The following is a 24,357-nucleotide window of genomic DNA, read 5'->3' on the forward strand; positions in this document are numbered from 1 at the left end:
TAAATAATTCAATTGAAGCGACTCAATGACTGCCCATATCAGCCCTATGATCGACCGCGCGAGACGACTGTCGCTCTGTCATCCAACTCAACGTGCTCCGTTCGACCATCAACAATGGCAAGACGCCTACAAGACTTATACCGATGGAAGCCTTTCCGATAGATCTATCTGCGAGGGGGCGGGGTGGCTAGCCAATCATTTCGGAAGGGTATTCGCAACGCGAGACCATTTTAAGTTAAGAGCCGGTGACGAGATATCTGCGAAAGAATTGATTCACATGCATCTGGCTTTAGCAAACCTGTCATACGTTCTCTTGGCGAATAAGCATCACCGGGATCTGCCGCCCGAATCAGTCCCAACCCTGGAGACGTTGCTCGATTACAAAACGAATCTCACTGTAGGAAGCGTTGAGCTGAAACCTAACCAGGTTTCTATGTTTAACCTTGATAGCGCCTGTTCCCCGCTGCATGAAATATTTAAATCTGACTTCAATATTGATTCATTGCTATACGAGGGCACGGCAGAATCTGTTTCTGTAGATCGCTACGACTTTATCGCTGGGGAAATTCGATGCGCCCAGTTGTATTATAATGGTTTGAATATATGGCAACAGCTGCTTTACGGAGACGCTATTTTCGCCTATGACGGTAGGACCAAAAAAATAGTCGTCGCGCAGCTTAGCCAAATGAATCGCATGCGGGCGATTTCGGATCGTCGGCGTGAGCATCATCAAGTTAGCACGGCTTTTGAAATGTCGCGCGTGATCAACAATACCGAGATACGGTTCGACTCTGTTTACCCAGATCACGTCTTAACGTTGGATGATCAATCTGGATTTGTAGAATGCTCTGTCTCGAAATGCGACGAAGAATCACTCCGGTTCATCCGGTATAAATGGGTTGAGCAGCATCTGGCCGTCGAGCCGCACTTGCTCGCCATGCTTGAAATTCAGTCGGCGCCCGATGGCGATGCTGCCTCTTATTCTGTAAGAGACGTACTGAAGATTTGGGGCCACCTAGCATTCTTAGCCATGCAGATCTTCAACCGCAGCGATGATGCCAATCCCCAGGAGTGGGATCAGTTGGCAGCCTATTGCACGTGGTTTGACCGTGAAAACCTGGTTGCCGCCCTTGCCCGGATGGCGGGTGTACGGAGCGAAGCGGTCAGTGCGATTTTTGACTTGCTGACATATCGCGGGGCAGATCGCCAAGATGACTTGTGGGCCAAACCGATTGTAGAAATAGAGGGAGCTGTGGCATTCGCCATTCCTGCGCTGCTGACTGCGAGCATGCGGCGGAACGTAGACATTTGGACTCAGACCGTAGATCCGAATTCGAGCCTCAGGGGTAAGCACTTCGAAAAGCATCTACAGAAGGTTATGGAAGAGTGCCGGTCATTCAATCCTATCATCGGCAACAGCCTTAAGTGGACCGATTCGTTAATGCTCAAGTACAAAGGAGCGAACAAGGAAGAGGTCGACCTAACGTTTAACTTCGGCAATGTCGTCGTGGTCGCAGAAGCCCGCAGTCGCAGAATGCCAATCACGCCGCTTGACTACCACAACGCGCTCCACGAGAAGAAAAGTGGCATTTTGGCGAAAGCAGCGCAGGCTGAGAGAAAAGCCGCATATGTGCGCAAGCATCTTGCTGAGTTTTGTGCTCAACACTACCCGCACCTCACCGACTCTCTGAGCGAGGTGAAGGTTTATGCATTAGTCCTGGTCAACGACCAGTTCCATGCTGGCTTCCCAAGTAGCAAAACACCAGTCTTGGACGAAGCGCTCCTGAAGCATTTCTTGAAGGACGGACAGGCTCGATTTTGGGCTTCGCCTCATGATGAATCTGACTTCCGTTATGGAGTCGTGTTCTATGAGAGCTTGGCTGAGGCAGAGTCGGCATTTCCTGAATACGTTTTACGTCCGACCATAGTCGAAGCGCATGACCTGTCAGTAAAGGAAATCAGCACCACCTTCGATGCATTAGGGGATGGAGAACCTCCGATTCAGTGGCTGAGCCATGAGATTCAAGAACCTGATGCGGGACGACAGTTGGAGGTTCTGAAGAAGCTGAGCGTAGGCCGTCTGACTGTGAAGTATTGATCAGACGGCTTGACTGGTGCCTTTACTTTGGGGAGCCCTCCAGTTGGAGGCTCTCAACCCAAAGCTAGCCGAGCGTCATGCAAGGCTAGTCTAGTAGGGGGCTGTACCGACAAATGGGTATTGGGATTCCGGGCCTGGGTTGACGACTTTCGCCTGTGAACCACACTGTGTTTATGAACGCTCCTTGTCGGAGTGGGCTAAGAACCAAAGGACACATTGTGGAAGGTGAAATTGTTCAAGCCGCCCCAACCATCGCGGGGGCAATTGCCAAGGCTCTGGCTGCGTATCCGTTAGTACTCCCGATTGTTGGTGCTGGGTGTGTGATCGAAGTCGTATATCTGGCTACGCGCCCAGGCGCCTGCGTTAGTTTTCTTTGGTGAAGGCTTCTGGTTCTTGTAGATGACAGTCGCTCCAAAAGACAGGAACGCACGCTTGGAACCATCCAAAACTCTGCAACCTTTGCCACAGCGGGGGGGGCGCAAAGCCTTGGAGTACCGCCTGGCGCAACTCATGCCTGCACACCCTTGAACGCTTCAGTTTGCTCCAGAGCAGCCGCACGTCTGTCACCTTGGTCTATAAGGACGTCAAGCGCGTTCAATAGAGCTTGGGCATCGTCCTGTCTTAAAGGAAAATTCCAATCGGCCTGACGCTGTATAACCCCGGCCAGCCGAGCGGGGAGTGAGGTTCCGATCCATCTTTCTTCTGCGTTGTCGATGCAGCGGAGCGCCGCTGTTGCCTGTTGGCCGAAATAGGAAACCGGGAATGCGGCACCGGCCCGAATACACAATTCGAGATACCTTCCCATCACGTAGCTCGACCATCCGACGTGCCGGACCAACCGATCTATGATCGGCATCACTGTCGCAATTTGAGACCAGTCGCCATTGGCAAATCGACACGCACCAGGCGCTTGTTTTTCAACATTTACGAATAAAAGTGCGTTGATCAATTCTGGCATTCCATGGCCATTTACCTGACCTGGTTGCCAGCTTCCAGGATCAAAGATGTTGTCGTTTATCACGCGAGATACGCAGTCATCAAGTAGTGAAATAGCGTTTTCCGGTATCTGCTTGTTGTCACAGATATGCCTACGGACGGCCATGTCCGCGAAGCGTGCGATGATTGCTAACGAATTGTCGTCGTTCCTCATGAACGGCTTGAGTAACTTGTCGCGTGCCTGATCTAGCGCGAAGAAGGGCGCGGTCCTTGCGAGTAAATCTCCGAGTGCGCGATTCCATTCAAACAGGTCTGAATCCCTGTCGCGCCTTCTGTGGTCGGTCTGCCACGGTGGCGTAATCCTTTCAGAGGTCCAGGTCACTAACTCGAATATCAGCGGCTCTAACAGTGGGCGGTACACGCTCGATGTCATCCACGCCTCAACCGGCATTTTCGATAGTAGAGTCGACGCGGTTTTAGGCTCGAAAAATATGCTCGGTTGTTGCCAGAGATCTTCAGGATCACGCGCGCGTCGTTTCGCGTCTGTCTGGGTCCACGCCGGTGGTAGCGTGGGCATAGGGCTGAGAGTCTGCTTTTTAAACGTCTTGATCGCAGTGGCTAGATGTCCACGCCGGGCTTTGTGATCAGATGAATAGTCCCACTGATGCTTGTGGAATTTTCCTTCATGCATGACGGAGAGATTTACTGATAAGCAGCCTGCACACCAACGTAGATGTTCGTCCCTGTCCATGAAAAGGGCATCCAGAGCCAATTCGCTCACGCTGTCGAGCGGATGCAAGACGAGGTTGAGCAGGCGCTCTGCGCTATCTGCTCGTGGTGAGTCGGATCGCCGGTCGTGATGCAGTGAAATTATCAGGCGAGTTGCGGGATGCCACGGGATTTTGGAGCCGGGGTGCGTGCCTTCAGCAGGCTTCATGGCTTCGATCTTGGACATCACTTCCCAGGCCCATTTGTAGTGGTCGTCATTGGTTTTGCAAAACCGAATGACACAAGCCGCCACGTTAGCGATGACGCACTGCGGCGACATCGACCCCTCCAACGTCGCAAAGGCATGTTTGACGTCGAGGCTCTTCGCGTAGGCAGCCGCCTGGCTGATGGTAAATTCTTTACCGACCGCGTTGGCTTCCAGCGATTTGGTGGCCCAAGAGACAACACTCATATCTCGGAGCATTGCGGAGCTTTCCTCCAACTTTTGCTGCTCAGCTTTGGAGAGGAGGGGCTCTGGAGGTTGGTAGGTAACGGCTACAACCGTTTCACTGTGCGGTGTATGTTTATAGTTTTGAGCGTCACCTAGGCCAGACCAACGTTTGGCAGCCGTTAGCAGGTCAGCCCTGCACGCCTCATTGGTTTGTTGCTCTTCAAATTGGTATGGCAAATTCTCTTGGAATAATTCCAAGGCTGCTTTGAAACGGCTACTGAGCTGATCATCGTTGCTCAGCGCGAAACGCATGGCGAGCTGACGGACTTCGCGCTTCCAACACAAACGTTGGTCCAAGAAACGCTTTGCTTCAGCTTTCATACCGGTCAAGCCGGGAGGGCCCCCAAAGCCGAGGATGTCAATATCGAGGGTGGGGTGGTGCACCAGTCGTGCAATATCGTGCTCCCACAGTCGCTGTGTTGTAGCCACTGCAAACGTTGTGTCTGTGACCTCCCAGGTTTCGAGGGCGAGTAAAAGCGCGAGCCCAAGTACCGCGTAGCAATCGTTCCCTTCAACAAGATCTCTAATGACTGCGCTCGCTGTACGACCTTTCTCGATCTCCTTGAAGGCCCAATAACTGAGGGCCAAAAAGGCGCACTCCAGCGGGGTGGAGGTCAACTGACCCATCCCCCAGCTATACACGCGCCAATCTCCCCAAAAGTCCTGATCGCCCCAAGGGAATCGGACTGTGACGGGCAGTGGAGTGCCCAGGGTGCCCCGGTTGATTATGTGAGTCTGCTTCCAACCTTTTGTGGCGTGGTTGGCGAGGTTGCGTACCAAACGCAAGGCGACGGCGGGGCGGTGTTCGAAAAGGCTCTTAAACGGCTCGTGGAGAGCGGAGGTAGGGTAGTAGAAATGGTGGTGGGCATCGATTCCGATGTCGTCCAGGCTGTACCGGTTGGACCCAATTGGAAGGAATGCATGTTGGAGTGCCGCTACCTGCTGTTGAGTCCGCTCATGCTCAGGGATAGCACGGATTCTCGCGAGCCGCTCTGCTTGCTTTTGCCGTTCTGCCTCGGATCTTCTTCGTTTGTCGTCAGGCAACTCGTTCAGCAATTCTGCCTCTGCCAAGTCAGCGACTAGATCGGCGTCCACTTCACACATGACAGCAGAGAAGGCAACCAGGTCAGAATAGGCGCGCCTCCGCATTTCTTTGCTGGCTATGTTGCGTTTAAACAGCTCTTTCGAAAATTCCGGATAGCTGCGCGCAGATCGCAGTAAAAGGGTGCGAAGTGACGTTCCGAGGCGTGAGCCCTCGTCACTACTGAATGTATGACTTGCTTTGTGCCCGGCAGAGGAGTTGTCTCGCAACGCGCCATTCTCAAACCTTTTGAGCCATCCATCAACGATGCTCAAAAATGCTTGAGATCGGTGGTTTTGGTGGTCAGACAAACAGTTCTGCCAGACATCGAATATTTGTAGTGCTTTAGGGATCAGTCTTACCGGCAAGCTACCAGCTTCACTAATGAGCCAATCGAGGAGCCGTCCCCATGCAGCGAAATCGGATGGCCAACCGAGCAAGTCGGCGATTTCCAGATTATCAATGCCCGCGATTGGCGCCTTAAGATTGCCTAGGATAACTGGGCTTGGAATCGTGTGCTGAGCCTGAAACCAGACCAGCACCTTTTCAAACAATGCGAAATCATCTGATTTCAGAAGCTTGGTGAACTCATTTTTGCGGGCGTGAAACGCAGGCGTAAAAGGCGGAGAGGTAAGCCATTCACGGTGCCACTGCCGCCTTAACTGTTTACTTACGAGCGAACGGTAACCAGCTTGCCAGCGCCCATTTTCAGTTACTGCGTCTTGGGCCATGAGTCCCACCACACGCCCTAGTAGAGGTGGCTCTCCGGCAGATGTTAATGCGCTGGTCCAATCATCTCCGAGATCGATCAATAGTCGGAAGAATGCCCATTCAAAAAAAATGTCATGCGAGAACGTCAGCAGGGAGCCTCCTCGCTCTTCCCGTATAATTTTGTCTGTTTTGAGGGCGGCTATTTGATCAATGGTTGAGTCTTTCAGGGCGCGGGTTGAAATGCCCTTTCCGAGATTGCGTACACCGTTTTCAGCAATGTCAATCAGCGCCCGCTGTCGCTTGGGAGTGGCATCGGTGACGACGTCGTGTCCGGCTCGGGCCCACCAGGTTGCAATCAAATCAACTTCTGTCTGAGGCTCGTGCTCGCCAATGGCAGAGCGATCTAGTGCGGCCGCGAAAAAGGGTCGGCGTGCAATGTCCCTAACGGAGGGCGGGCCAAACAACAACCGTCGTAAATGCGGTTTTGATTGGGCGAGCTGCTCAGCTTCTTCGTTTGAGAAAGGTTTGACAGTGACATCGCCAATCCCAGCCTCGGCGTACATAGCAGAGGGAAACCAGGCGCGGAATGCTTCCAAGCCTTGGTCCCTTGAACTGACAAGGATGTTCCACGCTGAGAGACTGGGGCTGTTGTGGATGGCGCTTAAAAAATCCATAACCAAGCCCTGCTGATCGGGGCGTATACGATCAATTCCGTCGATAAAGAGAACAGGTGTTCCCGCCGAACCAACCTCTTGAAGCAATGACACGATGTCTGTATTCGACAATCCCAAGCTGGCCGCAAAAGTGCTCCAGCCGGTGCATGCAATGCGGTCGTTTTTGAGAAATATGATGGGGCCTGCTACGGCTGCCGCTTGTGCACATCGCTTCAAAACTACCGACTTGCCACAGCCGGGTAATCCCCCAATCGAGACCACTCTGTGTCGAGCGAGCGATTTGAGAACGTCTTGGTGGAGGCCATCGCGATTGACATGGATGTCGCCAACTGTTTCGAGAACGACGCTGAGCCCCTCCAGAGAGTATGCGTTGAGGCGAGCGATATCGTCTTTAAGAAAGGGGATGACACTGAGCCTGACGGCGCCCCGCAGTTGGCCTATCAAAGATGCTCGGTCCCATTTCTTAGCTGTCGCCGAGCCTTCGCGCGCAACCCTGCAAAGTCGGTCAAATAGCAGGATGTCTTGACCATCCACATTCGAGACAATGATCTCCTGCAAGCGGCTGATAATTTCCGCCCGCAGTGCGCCTCCTTCTCCAAGTCCATTCAAACTGAGAGCAGCGAAGTGCTGGTAAAAGCTGACCTCGTCGTCGCTGCTGGGACCTCCGAGAAGGGGACGCAGAGCCGTCCTGAGGCTTTGTTCGTCTTTGCCTGCGTTGCCCTGGGCAGTGAAGCGTGTTTCAAATTCAGTGCCTGTTGTGCTGGATGTCGCCCAATCGATCAATCGCACGAAGCTTCGGAAGGTCTCGGTTGTCACGTGCTCTACGACGAACCCACACTTATCCAGGCCTTTGGTGAAGGTGGCCGAGGCCTGGGTTTTAACTGCATCCGAAATGATCCCTCTGAATTCTTCATTGGATGCAGCACTGCTGATGGTCACTGACCTTTTGATCTGAATGTCGAGGGTGCGCCTGGTGCCCTGATCATCGAACTCGATAATGAGATCGTCCATCGGATGACCAAATCCCTGCCGTTGTACAGCAACGCTTTTAACGAAGCCTGATTGGCCTGAGGCTCTTTCACGGCGCAGGAGCTGCGTAAGGTAATAGGCGACGACCGTGTCTTCGTAGGTAAAGCCTGCCCCTCCAGTCAACTCTGTCGATGCAGGTTTTCTTTCAGAAGACGTGGTCATGAGCAGCTCCCTGCTTAGCGTTGTTATTGAAGATTAGGTTTACAAGGATATCGCAGTGGGGAGGGCCGTTGGATTGGTTATCAAAGCTGACTTGTGGATACTAGGTGGCGACAATCGATACCCCCGGCGGATCGGATTCAGTGGCGCTGAAGGTCTTGCCGAATACCCGCCTTGCGGAAGTGGCCCAGCGGTTGGTCCTGGCGCGGCTGATCTGCCGTGGCGATGATCTGGATACTCTACACTGAGGTTGCCAGGCAAAGGGGTGGCCTTGGACCTGCAAATCCCTACAAACCGATCAGACGCGCCCGTCGGCATGTCTTCCCTCGTACGGGGGCCCAATCTACTAGGAGCATGCACATTGTTCGATTTGCTCAGGCTGTTGAACGAGAATACCCCTTCGGTCATACGTGACATGGATGAGTGGTTCCAGGGCTTTCCCGCCGATGCTGCATGGAATGTTTACTCCGATTACTGCGTTGGCAACCCGGATAAGGCGAGCGATAGTTTTTCTTTCGTCATTACGTTGAATCACGACACCGACGAGAACTTCAGTGAGTACATTTCGAGTGTCGCTCCGAAGGATCTCAAAAATACACGGCAAGCCTCTGAGGGCCTGATTTCCTACCTCAACTCGCCTGTGGCGTTCAGCGTGACATTCATGGTTGAGCGGGAATCAAAGCTCCTGCGCAAGTACATTACAGACGAAAACATGATTGATTTCACTTCGGATATGCGTGGTTTGATCGCGCAGTTGATCAATGAGCCAGGCGTCGATATCACCTACTGGCAGCGCATAGACAGGGCGTTGGCCGCGTTTTCAGCTGATGTGGGACACAAAGGGTTCAACTCCAAACTCGCTCGGCAGATCCTGCTGACTTCAGCATTCGCCAGCTTCTTATTTGTGGTTTTGAACAGGCTTAAGGCACCGGCCCGGATTAGGTGGGTTACGGATCGGGACGCGACGTTTGAACGGTATAACGAGGTCTCATTCGATATTGCATTCATGTTTTTTCTGCTGGTGCGGTCGAATGATGGCATTCCAGCAGAACCTAATAAGCCGCGATTTGAGTTCGCCTATCCATTCATGGACGGTTCGACCGACTATGCCGAGCACGTCAGACTCCCCGACTATCTGGCTGGTTTGTGCGCCGACCTCAAGCTGCCAGGTATTGAGTTTAGCCATGCGAAATTTGAGACGATTTTCGGAGGAGCGATCATCAACTCTCGGAACAACCTCCTCATGGAGGTACTCGGGAGCGCCGAAAAAATCACTACTCGCCGAATAGGATTTACTGCCTAGGCGTCACAGGACTGGTATCGCTGGACGTTGTCTTGAAGGCTTTTTGGGACACAAAGTGCTTTGGCCTCGATGTTCACCTTGGATGAAACGCTTCATAGGCGACACTTTCGATGAAATCCTCAGAAATCATAGCAAGGGTTTGCAAAGGCGTTTTCACACGCTCTGGGCCAGAAGCGGACCTTCATGAAGGATGGGAGTTGCCATGCTCTACCTCGTCTGGCCAGGGCCGGGCTGCAAAAGTAATTCTTACAATATCTGTGGAAATCTGTTGTTAAAAAATTCTGTTATTTACATAATGTGGCCATCATTAAGCCGGGAATTAGGTCATGTCTAAGCAAGAGTTTGACAAGGAGAAACTACTTGAAAATGCAGTGCACTCAATACAGCTCGGAGTCCATGACTACCAACTGTGTAGTGGAACGGAAATCCGAGCGCTTTCGTCAGCTCGAAACCTATTTGCTGGAATGTTATTAATCTTTAAATATCGCATTGCATCATTTGCCTCGACACCGGCTGAGGCTGTCGCGCTAATCTATAAGCCAAAATCAATCGTCCCAAAAATTGGTGCAACTGGTATAGAATGGATCCCAATACTTGAAAGCAACAAGACAATCGACTTTCGAATGATTGGCGAGCGCCTCGACAGCTTAGGAGTCAAAACAGATTGGAAAAAAGTCACGACATTACAGCACTGTCGTAACGCGCTTGAACACCTTCACCCAAATCACGGGATTGGAGAAATTCAGCGATTCATATCTGAGCTTTTCCCTATACTTCGATCTTTCATTGAAGATGAACTTCGTCGAAGTCCAGCTGAATTACTTGGTGATGCTTGGCAAATGCTTCTCCAAACACACGATTTTTATGCTCAAGCAATGCATGTCGCAGTAAACAGTTGGAAAGAAGCTGGTATTAAACCTCATGCTTTCAGCGTCCTATCTACATGTCACTGCCCAAGCTGCGGATCAAAGCTACTCCAGCCTCACCCGATTGACATCCAGAACGGTAAATTTGGAAAAAAAGATTTCCGTTTTCAGTGTGTAAAGTGCAATTACTCAAGCACTTTAATCGGTTTGATCGAAGATAAGATGTATGATTCAGAAAGTCTTCGAGACGGGCCTGAGGAGGACGTCCACTGCCCAGCGTGCCACTCGATGACGTATGACGGAGTAGTATGTAGTGACTGCGGATTAACACCACACATGCCGCTTTGCAAAGGATGCTTTGAACCACTGACTATTTATGAATCTGAACATGGCCGACTTTGTGACGCCTGCTCGTATCATCAAATGGTAGATGAGGAGTTTGAGCCTCATATAACCTGAGGGAAAGTCGAGGAACTTCACTTCCAGATTCTGGAAAGTCATCGGCGCTCCATTTTTGCAACCTCAATAACTAAGCAATCACTTTTGTTTTTCAGCCCATGATCGGAAACGTTTTTGCTTGTATGTCCGATATGGGTTTTCCGCCCGTTTTGACCGGCAGCAATGGCGCGATTTTAGCCTGTCCCGAAAGATCGCAATCTACAACCCGAAGCACCCCGTCGTGATGGGCTGGCGACGGCCAGAGCTTCCATCTCACTAATGTAGTATGGCCAGCCACGTTCAGCGCGAACGTCGAGTAGCTTCAAGCGTCAAGCGACGAGCCTAAACTCATGGCAATACCTTACCAAAGCACACCTCTGCGAGCTGTAGGGAATTACGCTTGAGCAAACACTAGAATCGTGGCATTTTACCACTGCCACAGGCGGCTTTACAGTGGCGTTTAGGCTAAAGTTTGGCGATGACTCTGTAAACAAATCAGACTTTAATGTCGAAGTGCCAACCAGCTCGCACAATGAAGGACATTGCAACGTCAGAAATACACTTTCCTGTGCAAATGGAAAGACTACTTAACTTATAAAGGAGTGGCGCTGTGCGAGTTGCAGACTTTGAAGAGTCCGAATATAGAGGCCCATTGTATAACCAGCTAGAATGGGGAAATCATCTGCTGTGGGAGCCCGGCCAAGTATTTGAAAAACACATTGGCATCGACCGCGCCTCAATGTGTACTGACTCATATCTATGGTCAATGCATGGCTATACTTCCCCTTTATTAGGGGCGCTGATGCATCGCCGTCAGTGGGGCTTTATTTGGTCTAAACGCAAGAAGAGAAAAGAACTGCCCAACTTTCATCTGAACTTGTTTCTTCAGGCCAAAAGGCCGTACAGGCTTTCGAGTGGTAGCAAAGATCTCAAGTCCAATGGCATTAAAGGGGGGTGCTGGAAATTTGAGACCACACCTCACCAGCAGATAGCGCTTGAAAGACTTGATGCGAAGCTTGCAGGAGATGCCCTGGTTTGTTATGCATCACCATCTTTTCACATTCAAAGCGATTTGTATAAACACACAATATCAAAAACGGTTGTTGAAAATTCTACATTTCCATCTGTGAAGTGCCTTCATAATCACTCCGCGTGGTATTACGATCATCCAGGGGCTACAGGCTGCGCAAATCCAGAGTTCGAGTCAATTCAAGAAGTTGGTCTTACGCAGAAAATTCGTGCGATCGTCGAACGGTCGTCAGAAAAGTCTGTGGACGTTGGATTGGAGAATAGAGAGCCACTTCTCAAGTTGGCTAATCTTGTGTACGAATCCGTGATCGAAGGCGATCCTTCTTTCGCGAGCGCGAGGTTTACAGAAGAAATTCAAGAAATATCCTACTACGTCGATGCGGCGGGGCTAGACGATGATGCTGAGTACGTTAAAAGCTACCTATCCATCATTGCTTTTTGCTATTTCTACAAACTTCAATGGTTCGTCATTGGGTAATTTTTATATTTAGGAAATTTTCCGGCGCTGACTGCTTGCTAATGGGTTGGATGTCGCCGCTCACGGCAGACGGCAGTTGATCCGAAATCGTTTTTGCGAGAGAAGGCTTACGGTTGAGTTCATAGTCAAATGCAAACACTCAGCATCCAAGCCGCATGGATAGATAAACAGCAAGGCTGCTCTACTGCTTCGTTTCTTTGACGTTCTCAGCCGTCAGCATCCACAGCCGCTCCGTGGTCCGGGTTCGGCAAACCCAAGTGCCAGGAACGCAAAGTCATCGAGCGGCAATTCGGTTGATGCTTTTCCTCAACGGTGGCTTTTTGCCGATCCTGTTGAAAAAGACAAGGTGGCTGTTGCTGATCAGTCTAAGAAAAACGGGCGCAACGAGCAGCTCTCGGCCGAAAGGTCAATTGTGAAGAACCATCAGCCTACCCAGCCAGTTGAACGGCTACTCTAATTCTATCCAGGCAAACGAGGCAGCCCCCAGCCCCCTTGGCCATCCAACGACATTATCGACAGCAAATAATTATCGATTTGCCGAAGGCTCGCACCGCCCTCAAGGCCACTGTCCATCATTTTGCGTAAATCAAGAACCCGCGTGCACCAGTCGCCATAGCGATCAACCTTCCCGAATACACGCCAACCTCTGTAACTGTGTCCCAGCTCGCCCATAACCCAAGACCAGCCTTCACGGACATACGAGTCCACGATTGGGAAAAACTCTGGCCGATGAAAATGGAGATATTTTGAGGCAAGACTGCTGTTCTCCCGGTTATTAGCTTTCCCGAGCGCTCGACAAAGCTCAAGATGGATCGCAACGACTTCTGGCAGACGCTCATATGTCAGCTTGTCTTGCATTCCTATGGATTCCAGCATGGCTGAGCATCTGGACTGAGCAATAGCATCTGCGGCTTCGATGATGACCTCAAGGGCTTGCCTCTCATCCTTAATATGCCCTTGGGTCTTTCTGCGTTCTACAGAGGCGGAATAGGTACGCCCTATGAGCATCAGTTTGCCAATGATTTGCGCCTGATCACTATTGCTAGGCTGAGCGGCAACCGCGTAGTACAGCATTGCGTTCAACACATCGAAGGGCGGACAGCCATGTGCATTTCCAAGCCACTTGGGCTGTGGTGGAAAAAGGGCGGGAGAGATTTCTCTTTTAGTTTTCATAAATACCGAAATGGGCTCGAATGTGATTGCAGACAAAGGAGCATAAGGGAAGACAAAGTTGTCTGAGTAGACGCCTGCGTTACCAAAAAGCGGTGGTATTACTTCCCTTGGTGCAGCGTTTCGCAGCCCGATTTTGGTCGGCTGTTACCCGAACTGCGCATCGTCAAGAAGCATGTAATGGGTTGCTTGGTCGTCAGCTAATCGTTAGAACCCGCATCGTGTATAGAAGGCGTCAGCTTCCATAGTATCGGTGTTAAGGCGCACGACCCGGAAGCGTTTAGATGCATGCTCCACCAGCGCCTCTACCAACGCTCGTCCCACGCGCTGTCCTCTTAACGAGGGGGCGACTACAACGGACGTAGCCTCTCAGTTCAGTGTCGTATGGAACGTAGGGCAACCGAGAGGCCGCCGATGCCTATGAGTGCAGGGCACTGATACGCAGCCATCTGGCATTCGCCCGGCGCTTCGAAACGGTCGGTCCTGCTTTCCCATTGCGCGATCAAGCGCGTTAGGAGCCTGAATCCTTCTCCGACAGCCTCTGCTTGCAGCGTCGATATCTGAGGAGGGAGTTGGGTGATGGTGCGAATTCAAACGACTTCATACATCGTCCCTGACCGTGAGAGCTTTCGCGTTTAAGGGAGAAGAGCCCTTTGCAGGGCAATGACCGGCAAAGGCAACCGTCCACCGGAGTCGTCCGGATGGAACCAGCGGGGAAGCTAATTGATTGTGAGCTTGACCACAGCAGCATTCAAGAACTCTGAGGGGACGTTCGCAGCCAAGGCGGCTAAAAGAGCCAGCGCTCGTGTTTGATCTCTCAGAGTAAGCGGGCCTTTTCTCCCTTCATTGGTCTTGCCAGACGCGTCAGGACTAAACCAGCCGACGCGGATCTCATCAGGATCGATGGCAAAACTTTTACGCAGTTGCCCATTGGATTTTAGGATGACCCATTTTTCTTCGCTTGTCATTGATCCCTTGATTTGGTAGCGATGAGACAGGGTTGTATCATCGGCCAAATGGCTTACAACCGACAGTCATCAGTGGAGGCTTCGAGCAGTTCAAGTTACTCCGCCATGGCTGGACGTTGCAGGGGCGGAGCTAGGGTGTGGAGGTTCTCTTTCGGATCAGCACTAGGTCGTGGCACTGCGCCGACACCTCCGGCATAAAACTCATGAATAACATAAAGCTAGGGCGAAAAATTCGGAGCGGAAGGCACTGAATGATATGGCTGTGTAATAGCTGACTGCAACGTCATGGAAGGTAATCGATGAACCAAACAAATAAAATACAGACAGTGCTTGACACCTTGGATATTTTCAAGAAGAAGATGACTGAAGCCAACCAGTTAAGAAACGCGATATCGCAGAGATTTGATAGCGTGTTACGTGCTCACAGGGAAGAAAAAGAGCATGGAGAAAGACCCGGCCTTGATGGTATACCTCGTTCAGCTCAGAACATGTTCTATAGAGACCTGATAAGCGGCGAGGCAAAAATATATGGAGCAAAGCAGTTATTCTTGGACGACCAGATTGCTGCCGCATACATGCATAAGAATCGGCACTTCCAATGGGTTTTGGCCGAGGCCTATGAAAACTTTGAGGGATTTCTGACGCGCTTGTATGCAGCGATTGAATATGTTGACCAAAATTTTTGACCTATTTCTGATTTTGGGAACGTTCGTATATCAGACACTGGTTCCAAAGATTTTGAATGGTTTCTCAAGCAGGCCAAGACGAAGAAAAACAAACCAGAGAGTATTCTTACTGTCCTTAGAAGCTCATTTCAGAATCTCAAAAAAAATCGAGATAAAAAATAAGCCAGATCTTCATGTGGTATTTGAACTTGTAATGATTTCGAAATTGCGTCATTTGATAGTGCATAATGCGGGCCGCGCTGACGATAAGGAAGAGTTTGTCCGTCGAATGCTAAGTGGGGCTGCTATCAATACCAAGGACAAAGAGGTACTCGCAGCACGGGCGGAAAAATTTTCAGAACAGTTAAAGGGACCCAAGACGTCCACGTTTTTCTGTTTGGGCATCAAATTCCTAACACTTCTTTTATAACTGTATATAATCTTACGGATTTGACGGAATTTCTAGTAAGCTACGCTCAACTACTAACTGAAGAAACGCTTCGTCACCTGTATGCCAATGGCCATGTGGTTGGAAGCGCGGAGATTTCTACTCCAAGCTAAACGCTGATGGGACAGTCAGCTGGTTCGACCTTGCTGGTGAACGGTGAGACGTGGTCTAGGAAGCCATGAAGCCATGAAGGCGCGAAAAGGGCGCTACGCGCTCGGCGTCGCGTGTTTCTTTCATATCGCACTGGCCACTTTTTTGAGTGCTGCCGTAGAGTGAGCTGCCGCCTTGGAACTGTCGCGATTGAGCATTTGATGATGGTACCTGCATTTGTCCACTCCCTGAACCGACTGTAAGTCGTCGACCAAGAGCCGAACCGTTCTGGCATGTCCCGCCATCCTTCGCCCTAGCACACTACCCCAAACATGCCATTTAGCATGCACTGATCTTCAAGTCTTGGTCGGTCATTAAGGCTGTGAGTCGCGACAATATCGGCGACCAATTCCGAGTGTTGATGGGAAGCCTTGTACCTTTTGGGCTTGGTTTAAATTCGTGCTGAAAGGGCCTGGGCTCTACGAAAATAGGGGTTCTGAGCGTGGTATCGAGGTTTCAAAGGATTTTGTACGGAGCGTAGTGATGGTACCCACTGAGCTGGTCGTGGCACAATGATTCGACACCGCGGTGCCGCTCGTTGAAATTGGTTTCTCGCATGATAATGTGGTTCGAAAGGGAATTTGAGATGAGTATTTTGCTCGCCGATTTAACGAAGAGAATCAACCCCAGTAATACGGTGCTTTTTTTTGGCGCAGGTTCTTCGCTTCCATCTGGTGCTCCTTCAGTATCGAGATTAATAGAGCTTTTCTCATCGAAATTTAGCTTGGCCAGTGAAGGCTATTCGTTAAGCGAGATAACGAGTTTGGCAGAGCAGAAGCGGTCTCGAAAGGAAATGATCGAATGCTTACGTGTTCCATTCAGGAACCTAACGGCAACTGGCAGTCTGCTAAATCTCCCGCTCTATAACTGGAAAAATATTTACACCACCAATTACGATAATCTCATAGAGCAATCGTATTCAAAAAAAGATCGTCCGCTATCGATCACTTCTTCTAATTTTGACTTCACCCTTCAGCGAGTTCCCGAAGCTACAAAGCTATTTAAGCTGCATGGTTCAATTGAGAAGGATGAAGTCGATGGGGTCCACAGTAGAATAGTCATCACCGAGAATGACTATGATCTTACTGGCGAGTATCGAGAACATTTGTATGAGTCTTTGAGACTTGATCTAGCAGGTTCAGACTTGGTGGTCATCGGCTATTCACTTGCGGATCCTCATATTAAGGAGCTAGTCACCAAAGCACTAGATATTAACAGTAAGAGTCACAATCCAGCTACGATATACCTTTTGCTCTACACCCCTGACGAGAATCGTGCTTTATTGCACGAGCGTCGCGGTATAAAGGTTGCCTTCGGTGGATTGGACGATTTTTTCGTCGAATTAATGAAAAATGCAGAAGCGTCGACAACATATTCGTCCACGGGCGACCCGTTGGACTATTCTCATGTACTACGACCGGTGACGAAGGATGTCGCTCATGAGATCAGAAGTAGTCATAAAGATGCGAGTGCAATGTTCAATGGGTGGCCCGCATCATATGCAGACATATCTGCAAATTTAACGTTTCGCAGGACACAATGCCCGCTTATTCAATCTGAACTAGATAAAGAAGCAATTTCCATCATAGTCATTTTGGGCGCAAGTGGAACGGGTAAGACAACACTGGCAAAGCAAGTGATGCATGCTCAGAATATGAGGGGCTGGCACGCATGGGAGCATAAAAGCGATCATACTCTGCTGTATAGCCATTGGCTTGAAGTAGCCACTTATCTAAAAAGCAAGAGTGAGCAAGGCATATTGTTTGTAGATGATGCTCACAATCATATGAATGAGGTGAACTCACTAGTCGACTTGCTTGCCGGTGAGGAAAACAAAAACTTGAAGTTGATTTTGATTTCCGCTCGTAATCAGTGGAACCCACGCGTCAAAACACCGAATATCTTTAAGCGCGGCAAACAGTACGTGCTAAAAGGTCTTGATTATAGTGAGGTGGATGAACTGCTCACCTTGGTGGATACCAACCCCGAACTTAAACCGCTCGTTGAAAATAATTTCTCTGGTTTCTCGCGGGCTGAGAGAAAACGTCGCCTTACAGTTCGATGCGAATCAGATACATTTGTCTGTTTGAAAAATATTTTTGCGTCTGAAAAATTTGATGACATTGTCTTGCGTGAGTTTGCATCGCTACCTGAGGACTATCGAGAAGTCTATCGATTGGTCGCTGCAATGGAAAGTTCAGGTATCAATGTTCACCGGCAGTTAGTCATTAGGCTGTTGGGCATTCCCGCTCAGAACGTAACTGCTTCGTTAACAAATCTCGTAGACATCATCCATGAGTATGTGATCAGCGAAAAAGATGGAATCTATGGGTGGAAGGGACGACATCCGGTTATCACAGATATTATCTCCCAATACAAGATGACGGATATTAAGGAGTATTTTTCACTTTTTGAAAAGGTGATTGATAACATCGTCCCGACCTACGATGTCGAAATTCGTACCATCCGACAGCTGTGCGGATTCGAGAAAGGAATCAACCGGATTCCTGACAAGCATGTTCGCAATAAGCTGCTGAGGAAGATGATTTCGATCGCACCTGGTGAGCGGGTCCCTCGCCATCGTTTGATCCGGAATCTTATCGATATAAATGAGCTTGAAAAGGCGGATACAGAAATTCGTCTCTTCGAGAATGATTTTAAAGCGGATGGTCCGGTACACCGATTCAAAATCATGCTACTGCTGGCGCGCGCTGAAAGGACGCTTGGCATCCTTGACGAGGATCGAATAGCCATCTTGGATAAGGCTCGCGCGCTCGCCAGTCATGCCGTAGACAGATATAAGGATAATAAAGATATTATGCGTATCTTCTGTGATGTCGGGATAGAAGTTTTCAAAAAAACCAAAGATATGTCGGTGTTCGATGAGGCGATGGGTAAGCTGAGACTTGCTGAGGAGCGAATAGGCGATCCAGACATAACTGGGTTGATTATTCAGTATCAAAGAAAAATTTCGGGGCATGATTACGGGGCGAAAGCTGAAGCTGAAGCTGATGCTGAAAATGATTAAACACTCAATCTTGGTGTTTTAAGGCGTCGCCAATCAAGCTCGCCCTGAATGAAACTTTACGAAGGCAATGGAAGCGCGGAAGATAAATGAAAAAGCTAGGTTCGATTGTTGGTGACTTGTACCATAAACATTATATCGAGGACGCTTTCGCGACCTATAAGGCTACGCCAGGACTCAAAGACGTTCTGATCGTGACTTATTGTTACTATCTTGATGTGGTTAGTGCTTTAAAATTTCTGAATGATCATGTTTTTCCCAACGGCCAAAGGCATAGGGTCGTAATCGGACTGGGAGGAATCGGAGATGGACGGGGGCTCAAAGTAGACCGTTTCAAAAGCGAGTTGGCTACATTGATTCAGCGTATTCCAGTTAACGTAGAGCTGAACATTCATGCCGCCTGCCATGTGAAGATGTTGAGTTATGGCTCCTTAACCACCATAGGATCGCAAAATTTATCATCAGCTTCTCTTTCGCTATCTACAAGGACTCACGTAAAATATAAATACCATGAAGCTCAGATCGAATTTCAAGATCCAGATCAATTGCATGCAAAAAAGCTATTCCAGGAAATCCTCTGTGACTCATCCATGTATAAGAGAATTTCTAGTGAGAGTAATGCTGGCGCTGTCGCTGACTTCATAATACAGGGCGCGAAAGCTGAAGGTGTCATCCAAAAAATTCAGTTGGCAAAGGATCTAGGTGAACTGCTCAACGATAGAATAGCCATTCCCAGCAGTTTAACGGTTGAGCCCTCTGTAGAAAAAAATCTATATTTTATACAGGCTTTGATAAAATTCTATCACGCGAAGGATGTTGGTTCACATTACGTGGATGATCTGTACCGAACAATTTACTCTGACGGTGGAGACTATCCCGCTGGCGAGGACTTTACCGACTATGTGTTCGAGATTTCTCAGCTTGTCGAGCTGGTGGATCAGGTCGCGTTACCACAGAAACAGGCTGTTCTGAATATCTTTCGCGCCGTTTATTCAAGCCGCCTGGGTTTTGCTGAGGAGGAAGATTTTGAGTCTTTTGTGGAAGAGCTTCGAACTGTAGTTGAACATCATTATGCTACAGACATGAATGAGTTGATTGAAAAATATCAGCACGACCTAGTCCAGCATATTATCGAGAATCCTGACTGTACGCAGGTGATTGAATCTTGTCGCACTGACGAAGGTGTTCTTGCCGAACAGTGTATCCATCAAGCGCTGTTAGATGGCGATATAGATGTAGATGGCTATCTGGGAGAGCTTGATTTTTCGGAATACATCCGGGACGTTCACAAGCTCTTTGAGATTTACTATATCGCAGGATTAAATCGAGCGTTTGGGGAGGTGCACGGTGCTTATGACAGTTTTAGTCAAGCTTATGAAAGAGAGATTCTCGCGGCGCAGTAGTTCATTATTTTAGACTCCGTTGCAAAATAATAAAGGTTAATCCCAATAGGGTGATTCTGTGAATCTTATGAGTGTACGATTTCGGCCGGTTACTGCCCGTCACGAACGGCGGAAATAGGCCGATTCTGTTGAAAAAGTCGGCTTCGAATTCCACGCCAGAAAGGTACGGGCCTGAGATTGAAATCTGAATTTTTAGCAGTGGGTTCAGGACTCGGATTTCACGCAGCAGCATGCAACAGACGTGTTTTCATCCATCAATATTCGAGTGTTTTGTGAAAGCCGACTTTTTCAACACAATCGGCCGAAAGCTGACACGGGAGGAAGCACGGATTAATAGATCTACGTCATGGTTTAACTGTGGTGCCACCTCCAATACGTATAAGTCAGCATTTTAGCTCTTGAAGTAATAAGCAAAGCTCCGCCATAGTAAATTACCGTTTATTTTGAAGTTAAAAAAATTCAGAGGTGCCTCAATGAAGCAACTGAGCAACAGCTTGATAATCTTCGACCTCCTGAAAGGAAAGTTAGAAAGGGACTTGTATTTAATCGAGTTCTCCGTGTCTTTGGCAAGAAAATACGGTAGACGATGCAAAGGACTTGACCAATTCAATGAAGATCTTAAACAGTCACTTTTCTTAAAACAAGTCATTGATGTATGCGCGTTTTTAGATGAATTTAAAGCTTTCAGATCTTTAGCTAAAGAAAGCGAAAGGGTCAAGAGTGTATGTAGGGCGACCAAGCCAGCATTACAAAGAATCGAAGAGTTAAAAGGGTTGAGGGATTATAGAAATGCACTTGCTGCTCATAATTTTAGAGTGGAGGGTAGCAAGGATGAAGTTATTTTGCTGAGTGATTACACTAAGAGTCAAGATTATCCAAACTCCATTGCAGAGTTGTTTTTCCTTAGTTCGCTATGCATCACAATAATTGAAGCGGTATGCACGGAGTTTAATAGTGAGCTACGGCAAGCATTGACTTCATATGAACTTAGTCTAGAAGATGACAGTGACATCCCATTAAGGGGGACTAAAACAATCCGAGAAGCTTATGATGGAATTGAGAAATATCGTATCAAGCTGGATCTGCAACCCAAGTTTATAGAGCATGAGTTTACGGAGATTAATATGGCTCTACGCAAGCTGAACTGGAGCGTGATCCCAAAAAGCTTCCAGCTTGCAGAAGATGAAACCAATAAAGCTTGGAGTATAGTTCTAGGCATGTACTTTGGGATGAGAGGCTATCAGGATATCAAGTACTATCAAGGCACAAAGGGACATTACACAAGCCATTGGCTGGAGCTTTATGGTTACGCTATAGCTATAACTGATGAATTAGGGTGTTTCAAACCATCCGGCATGCGAAGAGTTTATAGCATAGTATCTAGTTGGGATACCTCCACTGAGGAAAGCAGTTCCCAACAGATACAATTTGTCTATGATGAACTAATGAAAGTGGTTACCCCTTAAGGCCGCTCCAATGTCGTATTCTGTCGCCTTGGCCAACAAGGTGACGTGTATCGCTTGGGCGGTACGGACACCATACGCAATACGAAGCGGGGACAGGAGCTTTGAGCGCATGACTTAGGAATCGCCCCGGCTGCCCCACACCTTTTTGAGCAGCTGTTTTCGGCCGATTGCAGCCTGTTGCGCACGCGCCTTTCGGTACAGGCTGTATAAAAACGCACTAAATACTTCGGCAACTGAAAGTCGCGATGGTGAGAGTGGAATCAGCGGACGAAAGCGCGAATTTCCTTGATCAGTTGCATAGGCATTCGAATTGCCGTTTGGGCCGCGTGTAGAGCGATGATCGGTCGACCGGCGTCATGGACACGTTAGCTGGGCGGCTCGCTACCTGTCGCTGGATTTCAACCACTAGCTCAGCATCGTCCACACGCCTGCTTCGCCGTACTCTGGGTGATACCGGTTGCTTGATTCGAACCGTTAATTGCGAGCGCTAGACACCGAGACATTCGCTGACCAGCTTCACTGGTCGTCCCGGCAACAAGGGTGAGTGCGCAATCCATTTTCGCGACCGGACGATCTCCACGGCCTCTTTGAGGATTTCGGCTCCATCGTTTTCTTGCTCAGCATCCGTTGCAGCTCAAGGATCTGCTTAAGCGCATCACTCAGTTCGGAGGCCGGCACCACGGCTTCACCAGCACTGACCGCCGACAGGCTGCCGTCCTGATACAGCTTGCGCCAAAGGAACAGCTGGCGGCATTGATGCCGTTGCGCCGAGCCACCACCGAAAAGCTTTGCCCGGGTTCAAGACTCTCGCGAACCATGGCCAGTTTTTGCTCTGGACTCCAGCGGCGCCGCCGCTCCTGGCCCAAAAGCTGTTGCTGTTAGTCATAAACATAACCGTTTGCCTGTCCCTTATCGTAAGGGGTAAACGGTGTCCTGTCTTTGATGGGGCTCGTTCAGAGGGCGTCGCTGCCATTCATAGAGGGGCGCAATTTCTGTGTTAGCTAGCCTCGGAACAGTCACACCACTCGAAGTCATCTGCTATGAGAGCTGTGTCGCAGCACATCCTAGCCCCATTCGGGGCTAACACCATGCATCGGGAGCGCGCGACATCCGAAATATTTTAAGGGGCTCAACGGGCTTTCGACCGGACTATTCTTGATTATTGTCTGGCGGCAATGCCTGTGGTTGGATTTGGTGGCGATCGAATATAGCTATTGCTCTTGCGTTCGAGAACTTGAAGCTTCCATCATCAATGATACAGTTTTGTACCCCTCCGAGTTTGCCATCAAAAAATAACGGTATATCAGGGAGGTTGTCGGCAAGCCAGTCAAAAAGCCGCTGAATTTCTTTGTTCGAGATAATTGCCTTCCTCTAGATCATCCATAAAAACTGCACACATCAATTTAGCCTTACAACTATAAAATGCAAGCGTCTATTAATAATACGCACAGCAATCTGACGTCATGGGCTAAAGCGAAATGCGGACTTTTTTAGCTTGAGATTCTTGACGGAATGCGCCCGCTGCTCGTCCAGCGAATTGTAGTAGGTATTTTGGGTAGTGCTCAGGCTGTTATGTCGTAGGTCAGCCTGCAATCCTTCATGTCTCGATCCGGAGCGTCGAAGGTTGCGGACGTATGCCGCAGCCAATGCAGCGAGGCGGATCGAAGATTATCAATCTCGTCCTCGCTCCGGCCTTCGATCGTCATTTTAGCCAACGCTCTGTCGAACACCTGCTGGAGCAGCCGGACATGTCGGCCCGAAAACCCACCGCGACACCCGCCCTACAATCTGTCGCAGCACCAAACGGCGTATTACTGCTGCATCGACGAGTATGTTCAGATCTGGAACTTAAGTTTCTGAAACAGTCTGCGCCTCTTTCAGCAAGCTTCGAACTAAACGCTCATGGCTAAATTCTTCCCAGACCTGATCATCGATCATTCGACTTACGGCGAGGTCTACACTTTCACCCCCAGTTCCCAGCTTAATCAAATCCAAGTAAAGAGGTGCTGAGAGAAGTTCAGGGGACTCCCGCTCCGCTTCGTCGGCTTTGGTGGCGTACTTCTCAACCGTGATTTTAGTCTTGACGCCCAGATGCTCTGCAATTGTCTCCCACGGTATTCCTGCTGATAGCATCGAACGAGTAGTAGACCACTTGATGTAGTCGTTGATCTGTTTGACCAATGACCAGGACCCTCGGTGGAGGTCTTTGTGCATAGAGCGGTACATAGTCAGATCGGCTTTGTGTATGTCGATGAACGATTGGCAGGCGACACGGTTCTGGCGTGCTGACCAAGGCAGAGGTACACGCAATTTTTGCGATATTTCCTCTGAATACGCGATTTGTTTTATGAGAGGATATTTGACGCTGGCAGGGGTGTGCCGATCAAGATACTCAAATATTTCGGCAGACAGACGGCTGGACATCGACGGCATCGGCGAGTTTTCGGCTAGATGCCGAATCAGTCCCTCACACACCCAGGGCAGCTGAATCTCAATGGTTTTTCCACCTATGGTGAGTTGGCCGAAGCAGCAAGGCGCATCTTCAGCTTCGCTTGGGATTTCTGGTTCGTTTTTGTCGCGAGCCCAATCACGCTCGGATGTGCGGAGCGGCCCGGTGTAAAGTCTATTTTCACGCATAAAGTCGAGAACTTCGGACGGTTTTTTGGAGACGAAACGACACCCTTTTTCGTAGTCCCCAATTACGACCGATGAGGCGAAGTTGGTATCCAGATCATCACGCCAAAACGCGCCCCATAATCCATCTGGCAGCATCAGAAGCATCCACTCCCTGAATTCGCAGGTCTGTGAAAGCAATTTCACATGCTCTATTTCCGATGCCGTCGACTTGAGTCTTGGAAGCGATTGAATTACCTCGTCAGGTGTTGGTGTGAACGGAAGCCAGCGCTCCAACTCCTCGCACATCTGGTCTTCTGTGGTCCACCAGACGCGATTCTGTTCGTCCCATTCAACACCGAAATGCTTAGCGTCATCTTTCTCTTCGAAGGGTACAGCCAAATCTACGCGCTTTGACATTCAATAAA

13 protein-coding genes and 4 pseudogenes are annotated in these 24,357 nt (G+C 49.4%); 9 read left to right on the plus strand and 8 right to left on the minus strand.

All coding sequences use genetic code 11. The features are described from left to right. Positions 1-25 precede the first annotated feature (25 nt). Entirely contained in the window at positions 26-2,098 is a 2,073-nt protein-coding gene (locus RX972_RS02610) for a hypothetical protein (protein WP_316872464.1), read from the plus strand. A gap of 508 nt (positions 2,099-2,606) precedes the next feature. Here the strand turns inward: RX972_RS02610 and RX972_RS02615 are convergent. Further along, positions 2,607-7,910, minus strand: a complete 5,304-nt coding sequence (locus RX972_RS02615) for an AAA family ATPase (protein ID WP_316872465.1) — start codon at positions 7,908-7,910, stop codon at positions 2,607-2,609. Positions 7,911-8,014: 104 nt separating this feature from the next. On the opposite strand from RX972_RS02615, the gene RX972_RS02620 reads away from it, so the two are divergent. From RX972_RS02620 to RX972_RS02635, 4 genes are all read left to right on the plus strand, one after another. Next, positions 8,015-8,155 (plus strand): hypothetical protein, encoded by a 141-nt coding sequence (locus tag RX972_RS02620; protein ID WP_316872466.1) that lies wholly within the window; start codon positions 8,015-8,017, stop codon positions 8,153-8,155. A 113-nt stretch (positions 8,156-8,268) separates the two neighbouring features. Then, positions 8,269-9,210 (plus strand): GCN5 family acetyltransferase, encoded by a 942-nt coding sequence (locus tag RX972_RS02625; protein WP_316872467.1) that lies wholly within the window; start codon positions 8,269-8,271, stop codon positions 9,208-9,210. Positions 9,211-9,536: 326 nt separating this feature from the next. Next, complete coding sequence (locus RX972_RS02630; RefSeq protein WP_316872468.1) at positions 9,537-10,535, plus strand: hypothetical protein; 999 nt, start codon at positions 9,537-9,539, stop codon at positions 10,533-10,535. A gap of 589 nt (positions 10,536-11,124) precedes the next feature. Continuing rightward, the gene (locus RX972_RS02635; protein ID WP_316872469.1) at positions 11,125-12,021 is read left to right on the plus strand and encodes a hypothetical protein; all 897 of its coding nucleotides are present in this window, start codon (positions 11,125-11,127) and stop codon (positions 12,019-12,021) included. Positions 12,022-12,480: 459 nt separating this feature from the next. Here RX972_RS02635 and RX972_RS02640 read toward each other — a convergent pair whose 3' ends face one another. The 3 genes and pseudogenes from RX972_RS02640 to RX972_RS02650 all read right to left on the minus strand — a co-directional run bounded on the left by RX972_RS02640 (position 12,481) and on the right by RX972_RS02650 (position 14,159). Continuing rightward, on the minus strand, positions 12,481-13,230 hold the full coding sequence (locus RX972_RS02640) for a hypothetical protein (protein WP_316872470.1): 750 nt from the start codon (positions 13,228-13,230) through the stop codon (positions 12,481-12,483). A 168-nt stretch (positions 13,231-13,398) separates the two neighbouring features. Further along, positions 13,399-13,781, minus strand: a pseudogene (locus RX972_RS29375) (GNAT family N-acetyltransferase). A gap of 129 nt (positions 13,782-13,910) precedes the next feature. Beyond that, positions 13,911-14,159, minus strand: a complete 249-nt coding sequence (locus tag RX972_RS02650; protein ID WP_316872472.1) for a hypothetical protein — start codon at positions 14,157-14,159, stop codon at positions 13,911-13,913. 299 nt (positions 14,160-14,458) lie between these two features. Here RX972_RS02650 and RX972_RS02655 point away from each other — a divergent pair, with 299 nt between their 5' ends. Next, positions 14,459-14,845, plus strand: a complete 387-nt coding sequence (locus tag RX972_RS02655) for a hypothetical protein (RefSeq protein WP_316872473.1) — start codon at positions 14,459-14,461, stop codon at positions 14,843-14,845. 536 nt (positions 14,846-15,381) lie between these two features. On the opposite strand, the pseudogene RX972_RS29380 reads toward RX972_RS02655, so the two are convergent. Beyond that, positions 15,382-15,660: pseudogene (locus RX972_RS29380) on the minus strand (hypothetical protein); the annotation flags it as partial. 348 nt (positions 15,661-16,008) lie between these two features. Between RX972_RS29380 and RX972_RS02660 the strand changes: the two are divergent. The 3 genes from RX972_RS02660 (at position 16,009) to RX972_RS02670 (ending at position 21,316) form a co-directional block, all read left to right on the plus strand. Further along, positions 16,009-18,450, plus strand: a complete 2,442-nt coding sequence (locus RX972_RS02660; protein ID WP_316872474.1) for an SIR2 family protein — start codon at positions 16,009-16,011, stop codon at positions 18,448-18,450. An 86-nt stretch (positions 18,451-18,536) separates the two neighbouring features. Continuing rightward, positions 18,537-19,850 (plus strand): hypothetical protein, encoded by a 1,314-nt coding sequence (locus RX972_RS02665; protein ID WP_316872475.1) that lies wholly within the window; start codon positions 18,537-18,539, stop codon positions 19,848-19,850. A gap of 473 nt (positions 19,851-20,323) precedes the next feature. Continuing rightward, complete coding sequence (locus tag RX972_RS02670; protein ID WP_316872477.1) at positions 20,324-21,316, plus strand: hypothetical protein; 993 nt, start codon at positions 20,324-20,326, stop codon at positions 21,314-21,316. A 367-nt stretch (positions 21,317-21,683) separates the two neighbouring features. Here RX972_RS02670 and RX972_RS02675 read toward each other — a convergent pair. The 3 genes and pseudogenes from RX972_RS02675 to RX972_RS02685 all read right to left on the minus strand — a co-directional run. Continuing rightward, a pseudogene (locus RX972_RS02675) lies at positions 21,684-22,134 on the minus strand (transposase); the annotation flags it as partial. 643 nt (positions 22,135-22,777) lie between these two features. After that, positions 22,778-23,088 (minus strand): annotated as a pseudogene (locus RX972_RS02680) (site-specific integrase); the annotation flags it as partial. A 76-nt stretch (positions 23,089-23,164) separates the two neighbouring features. Further along, positions 23,165-24,349, minus strand: coding sequence for a DUF5710 domain-containing protein (locus RX972_RS02685; protein ID WP_316872478.1), 1,185 nt, complete (start codon positions 24,347-24,349; stop codon positions 23,165-23,167). Between the last annotated feature and the right edge of the window lie 8 nt (positions 24,350-24,357).

Origin of the sequence: Pseudomonas syringae group sp. J309-1 (genome assembly GCF_032582135.1) — a bacterium.
GTDB lineage: Bacteria > Pseudomonadota > Gammaproteobacteria > Pseudomonadales > Pseudomonadaceae > Aquipseudomonas > Aquipseudomonas quasicaspiana.